This window comes from Bacillus sp. AY2-1 (genome assembly GCF_008368965.1).
Lineage (GTDB): Bacteria > Bacillota > Bacilli > Bacillales > Bacillaceae_G > Bacillus_A > Bacillus_A thuringiensis_S.
Genome location: NZ_QPEL01000056.1, coordinates 1 through 6,269, shown reverse-complemented (window position 1 = coordinate 6,269; position 6,269 = coordinate 1). Strand labels below are relative to the sequence as shown.

Genomic DNA, 6,269 nt, shown 5'->3' with positions numbered 1-6,269 from the left:
TTTTAATATTGTGTAATCCTTACTATAGAGAATCGTTCCTGTGTATAATCAATTTCATTATTTTATTTCTCTTAGATTAGATAGTTGATTAGTGAAAATTACAATGAAGTTTGTAATCTCCTAACCATAAAAAATAATCAGTTCGATTTATCGAGCTGATTATTACATCCAGAAATCCTCAAAGTCTACGCTGTAACCTTTTCTTTTTAAGGCCCTAATTAGTTTTTGGCCGTTCCCTAATGAAGGCTTAAATGTATTTGAACGAGAAATACGACTAATTGTATTTTGATTTACTCCACTCCATTCCTTTAATTCGGTTTGAGTAATATTATTCTTTCTTAAAAATTTACCAAACTTTGATAATGGTTTCCCCAAGCCAAACATTGTGAACACTCCTATCCGTAAATCTCCTATTAATCACATCTTTACCAAAGCATGATTTTTTTAAACAAAAGTGTTAATAATGTACAAGCCCCACGTAATATGATGTATCAAGGTAGCCACTATGGTATATAGCAAACTTATTACCAAATTAGATGCGAAATCAACTAGCCTTTGTACTAGCAAAGTTTCTACCAAGTTAACAGTCAAGATAATGCTATCAAGGTAATAGGCATATAAACCCTATATTTTAACTAGTTTTTTCATTTTGTTTATAGAGGGGGACATTTAAATGCGTAATAGGAAGGAAACAATTTCTTTTCGTGAATGTATGAATCAACCATACGAAGAGAAAGAAAAGAAAAATCATAAATACAATTCATTTAGTCCTTTCGCATTCCTTCATGTATCGGATCAGGTACTACATACTTACATTGCATTAGGAGTAATGGGAACGGTTTTAATAGGGGCAGTCATGTTAGAAAGATATTTAGTGCGGCATGACCATATATCGGCAGCTAAATTTATAAGTGAAGGTATTTATTACGGCATGCGGATAGGTGGAATTTGTTTGATTGGATATGTATTTTTTCGCATCCTAATCATGTTTTAGGGGGAAGTATATGAGAATGATAAAGAATTGGCTTCATATAAAAAGGTTAAGGAATCGACTTATAGAGGTATTTGGAAAAGCGGGTCTATATACGGAACATCAAACACGTGGGGGGAAATTTCCTATTTATCCAAAGATATATAATATATCTTCTTCAGCAGAAAGCGTGAGATATGTATTTACCATACCAAACGGATTAGATCCACAGAAGATTGAAAAGAAGTGGTTTTGTTTTCAACAAATATTAGGACGGAATATTACGATTGAAGGGGATGTGAAAAAGTTTGTCCTACATGTATTTCATTCGAATGCTGGGCTAAATCCGTATACTTATTGTTATAGAGAATGGCAGCCACAATTAAAAGGTTACGATTTACCTGTTGTGGTCGGCAGGGACCAATACGGAAAAATAATTGCGTATGACATGATTGGTTCCAATTCACCGCACTTATTAATCGCAGGAGAAACGGGAAGCGGGAAAAGTAGTATGGTACGTGTTGTGCTATCCACACTCATTCAATATATGTCTCCTAATACGTTGCATTTGTATCTTGGTGATTTAAAAAACTCTGAATTTCATTTTTTACGTAAAGTCAAGCATGTAAAAGAAGTTTGTATGGAGGAAATCGAAATGAAAATAATGCTTCAAAAGTTATGGAAGGAAATCAGGGAACGAAGAAAACTTATGGAAAAATATGAAGTTGATCATATTAATGCGTACAACAAATTAAATCCAAATCATCAAAAGCCATATATCCTACTTGCTATTGATGAAGTGGCTATGCTTAAAGATGAAAAAGAGTGCATGACTACGATTGAAAAGATTTCAGCAGTCGGGCGATCACTGGGGGTTTTTCTTTTGCTTAGTATGCAGAGGCCAGATGCCAAGGTGTTAGATGGTAAGTTAAAACTTAATATGACTGTAAGAATGGGCTTTAAATGTGATAGTGCGATTAATAGTAATATTATGGGGACTCCTGGTTCAGAGCATTTAGAGCAATCTGGACAAATGATTTTTAAACGAAATGGATTAAAGAAAGTGCAAGCTCCTTATTTGGAATTAAGTAAGGCGAAACAAATTGTTGAACCATACCGAATGTCTAAAGAGGAGAAGATACTCAAGAACTCATCGCAAGAAGAAATTCCGTTATTTGGGGTGTTAGATGATGAAGAGTAGAGATAAAGGAATTCTGAATGATTTGAAGCAATTTAGATGCATGTCCCGAGACGATATTATTGATTTGCACTTTCAAGGCTTAAAGAATGCGATAACCTGCTGTAATACGGTTATGAAAAGATTAAGAAGAGATGGCTATGTTGATGCTAACGTATTACAGCACCCATACATTTATTTTCCGCAACCCAGTACTATCAGAAAAACTAGTCAAAAAATTCCTCATTTCCTTGGTATTGTGGACGTATACAAACAACTTGTTCATTATGAAAATCCTAAGTTATTCAAAGTGGAACCAAAGTATGGGAAGGAATATATGGAGCCGGATGCTTTTACTATATGGCGTAGGTCGCCATTCTTTATTGAAGTTCAAAAGTCGGTGTACAGTAAAAAGATAATGCAAGATAAGATAAACAGATATGAGTTATACTTCCATAGTCAAGAATGGCATAATGAATCTTGGCAACCGAAAACTTCTAAATTCTTTCCTTCAATTCTTATCATTACCGACAAATATTACGACGTTCAATCTCCTTATTTCCGTATATTCCAGGCGAATTCTATAGTGAGTTTTATGAATAATTTAGTAGTGAAATCATAAAGAAAGCCTGCATAGTGCAGAGCTTTTTTTCTTTCAATAATGTATTAAGTCATGTGTGATGATCGTTAAAAGGCAATAAATGCGAAGGGTGAATTTGAAGCAAGTTATGAAATAGTAAAAAAATGAAGAAAGTAATTGTTTAAATAATTTTTAATGGTTAAGCGAATATCTCATTTAGAAACATTGATATAGGTAATCTTGTTATCTTTCGAAAATGTAATGTTGACGTAATGTTTTTGAATTTCTCTTCAAACGAACACAGATTAAGATTACAGTATCATAGAAAATCAATGAGGTGAACAATATGAAAAAATATTTGGCACTTTTAAGCCTCTTAGTTGTATTTGCAAGTCTACTAGTTGGGTGTGATATCAATCGTATGGGTAAGGATGAATATTATGTTCAAATTACAACGGATGGAAAAGAGGGAGTTTCAAAATCTATGGATGATAAAGTGATGGGAAAGGAGTATGAATATACATTATCGGGTTTTGATAAGGAAGGTAAAGAAAAAGAGTTAGAATTTAAGGCACAAAAGAATCTTCGTAAAGAAGCATTCATACGTGTATATCACTCAGAGAAAAAAGGTGTAACAGCTTGGGAGGAAGTGCAGGAAGACGAGCTTCCTAAGAAAGCAAAAGAAAAACTAGGTGTGAAATAATTAGTTATTTGTGATGGTGGATTCTCCTACGTGGAGGGTTCGCCTTTTTTTATTATATTTTATGTTGTAGCTTTTTATATAAAACATATTGAAAAGATAGGGTAAATCTTCTGGAATGATATATCCAAAATTAATAACTTGTACGATAACCTCTCAATTATCACTAAATCCATTCATATCAACAAGTTGTCCCACCTATTACTTTGTACCAATATCTTTTAAAGTACGCTAAAAAATGCCCTTTATCTTATCTTTATCTTATCTTTACCTTATCTTTAATTTTTTATATTAAACTTAAAACCTTAAAGTATTGATGTTTGAGTCTAAAAAAGTGCGGGAGATAGATGTTCATTACATAGTTTGTAAATAACCAATTATCTTTGGAAAATTGAATTTCTTATACGAGGAGGAATATATGAAGGATATAAGTAAAAAACAAATTATAAAAGTGTTCCTTATTAGTATTTTAGGTTTAGGAATAATACTTGGCATGCTATATTTTAATCATAAAACTAATATTCAACAAAATAAAGCGCTAGCCACCGAAAAACGTGTATTGCAATATGAGTCTACCTTAAAAAAAGAATTAGAAAAATATAATTTAGGAGAGAAAACTGCAGTTTTATTAGGAATTATGTACCAAGAGAGTAGAGGTGAGGGAAACGATCCTATGCAGTCATCCGAATCATTTGGATTAAAGCCAAATGAAATTCAAGAGACAAGCTTGAGCATTGAACAAGGGGTAAAGCACTTTGCTAAAATGTACAAATATGGAACGGACAAAGATGTTAGCATGGATACAATTATTCAAAGCTATAATATGGGGCCAGGGTATATTGATTTTATTGCTAGTCAAGAAGTTAAACAACACTCGGAGGATTCAGCCAAAAAGTTTTCTAAGATGAAAGTTGATCAAAATCCAGCGATGTATACTTGTGGTGGAAATAAAAATAATTTTAGGTATCCATATTGTTATGGTGATTTCACATATGCCACAAAGGTAAATGAAAAAACAAAACTTATTGAAGAACTTCTTCGAAATGTACATATCTCTTCTAAATAAGTTGCAGAATGAAATATAATGATACCATCAGTTATTAACAATAATATCTAAGAAAAAAACTACTTTCTTTCTTAATTCACACAATTTTCAAAAATAAATTCCGTGGATGTCAATATTTGTTATATAGTATATTTGTCAAAGCATTACCCCTAAAGTTTCTAAAGTCAAGCTGTAAGATAGTTTGTTTGTTTGTTTGTTTGGCCCGTATTTTCACCTTAAAACAAAAAAACTTGTAGAGATTCCTGCAAGTTCTTTTTGTTTTAAGGGTTAAAAGTGGATTTTAAATATAGTTGCAATTTTTTGAGGGGGAAAAGTAAATGTTTATAAAAACAGAAAGATTATTAATACGAAAATTTGAGTTCAAAGATTGGCAAGCTGTTCATGAGTATACATCAGATATCAATGTTATGAAATACATACCTGAAGGGGTTTTTACTGAAGAAAATACAAGGAACTTTGTGAATGAAAACATTGGTGAAAACGCTAAGAACTTTCCTGTAGTATTAATTAATAAAGATATTCTGATTGGTCATATAGTTTTTCATAAATATTTTGGTGAGCATACATATGAGATTGGTTGGGTGTTCAATCCAAAATACTTCAATAAAGGATATGCTTCTGAAGCAGCACAAGCTACATTGAAATATGGCTTTAAGGAAATGAAATTACATAGGATTATAGCTACATGTCAGCCACAAAATATTCCATCATATCGAGTGATGGAGAAGATTGGAATGAGAAGAGAAGGCTATTTTAGGAAGTGTATACCACATGGGAATGAATGGTGGGATGAATATTATTACGCTATTTTAGAAGAAGAGTAGTTTTTTAGAACGCACTATTTAAAACGGCAGATTAAAAACAAGTAGGTTATATTTCTTCTGCATATGTTATGAAAATAGTATAATTTAAGAACCCACAATGAAGATAATTACTGATAAAGATATGGTAGTGATGAGATCAGTTGTAGGTTTTGGTGAAAAAAAGTTATCAAACTTGGACATACTAATACTATTCCTCTACAAAGGCTTATAAACGGTATGAAAACAAAACAGTTGTTCAAGTGTAAGAATTTTGAGCCTAACTTTATTTTGTAAATAGTGAGATGATACATGCGGTACAACTTGAATCTTCGTAAAGAAGTATTTCTACATGTATATTACACTGAAAAAAAGTGCAATAGCTTGGGAAGATGTGAAGATAGACGAGTTTCCAACAAAAGTAAATGAAAAAATAAATATGAAATGATTAGTTACTTGGTGCGGATTATGTTGGTCAAGATAACAAAATGTATTCAGTTATTCCTGTTGGATGGGGTGAAAAAAATAATCTTTGGGCTGAAGAGAAAAACGTAGGCGTGCAATCTAATGAGAATAATCCAAATAATTACAAGCCTCAAATAAACGAAGGCAAGAATATTGAAACGAATGATAAGCCCGCATCTAGTACAGCAGGTATAAAGGCAGATAATAAGCCCGAAGAAGCTACTACCAATTGTAAACCTAATAATAAAGAAGTTGAACAATATCATAATAAGGAACAGCAACATAAGGAAGTAGAAGGATTTAAGCCGAGCGATGCAGACATGGAGCGTATTAAACGACAAGAAGACCGGTGGAATACACCATCAGGTGGTGTTGGTGCTACATGGCAAGAAGAAATGAAAAAACAGAAATAAAATAACATACCTATTATACGGATTAAGTGAATTTAAAGTGGAAAATTTATAGTCTTTATTATATTTCATTATATTCATTCTATAAAATTCAAAAAGAT

7 protein-coding genes and 2 pseudogenes are annotated in these 6,269 nt (G+C 32.2%); 7 read left to right on the top strand and 2 right to left on the bottom strand.

The annotated features are described in order from the left end of the window. Nucleotides 1–162: 162 nt before the first annotated feature. On the bottom strand, nt 163–384 hold the full coding sequence (locus tag DN403_RS14265; RefSeq protein ID WP_061668076.1) for a helix-turn-helix domain-containing protein: 222 nt from the start codon (nt 382–384) through the stop codon (nt 163–165). Between the two features lie 289 nt (nt 385–673). Between DN403_RS14265 and DN403_RS14260 the strand changes: the two genes are divergently transcribed. From DN403_RS14260 to DN403_RS14245, 4 genes are all read left to right on the top strand, one after another. After that, entirely contained in the window at nt 674–994 is a 321-nt protein-coding gene (locus tag DN403_RS14260; RefSeq protein WP_061668075.1) for a hypothetical protein, read from the top strand. Nucleotides 995–1,004: 10 nt separating this feature from the next. After that, nucleotides 1,005–2,171, top strand: coding sequence for an FtsK/SpoIIIE domain-containing protein (locus DN403_RS14255; protein WP_149185544.1), 1,167 nt, complete (start codon nt 1,005–1,007; stop codon nt 2,169–2,171). Nucleotides 2,172–2,193: 22 nt separating this feature from the next. Then, nucleotides 2,194–2,769: a replication-relaxation family protein gene (locus tag DN403_RS14250; protein WP_061668078.1), complete on the top strand. Its 576-nt coding sequence runs from the start codon at nt 2,194–2,196 to the stop codon at nt 2,767–2,769. 304 nt (nt 2,770–3,073) lie between these two features. Next, nucleotides 3,074–3,430 carry a YxeA family protein gene (locus DN403_RS14245; RefSeq protein WP_061668073.1) on the top strand — a complete coding sequence of 119 codons (357 nt, stop codon included), beginning with the start codon at nt 3,074–3,076 and terminating at the stop codon, nt 3,428–3,430. Between the two features lie 78 nt (nt 3,431–3,508). Here DN403_RS14245 and DN403_RS31775 read toward each other — a convergent pair. Then, nucleotides 3,509–3,622: pseudogene (locus DN403_RS31775) on the bottom strand (vancomycin resistance histidine kinase VanS); the annotation flags it as partial. 223 nt (nt 3,623–3,845) lie between these two features. On the opposite strand from DN403_RS31775, the gene DN403_RS14235 reads away from it, so the two are divergent. The 3 genes and pseudogenes from DN403_RS14235 to DN403_RS14225 form a co-directional block, all read left to right on the top strand. Then, nucleotides 3,846–4,493 carry a lysozyme family protein gene (locus tag DN403_RS14235; protein ID WP_149185543.1) on the top strand — a complete coding sequence of 216 codons (648 nt, stop codon included), beginning with the start codon at nt 3,846–3,848 and terminating at the stop codon, nt 4,491–4,493. Between the two features lie 317 nt (nt 4,494–4,810). Beyond that, nucleotides 4,811–5,317 carry a GNAT family N-acetyltransferase gene (locus tag DN403_RS14230; protein WP_000470152.1) on the top strand — a complete coding sequence of 169 codons (507 nt, stop codon included), beginning with the start codon at nt 4,811–4,813 and terminating at the stop codon, nt 5,315–5,317. A gap of 428 nt (nt 5,318–5,745) precedes the next feature. Then, nucleotides 5,746–6,171, top strand: a pseudogene (locus DN403_RS14225) (hypothetical protein); the annotation flags it as partial. Nucleotides 6,172–6,269 lie beyond the last annotated feature (98 nt).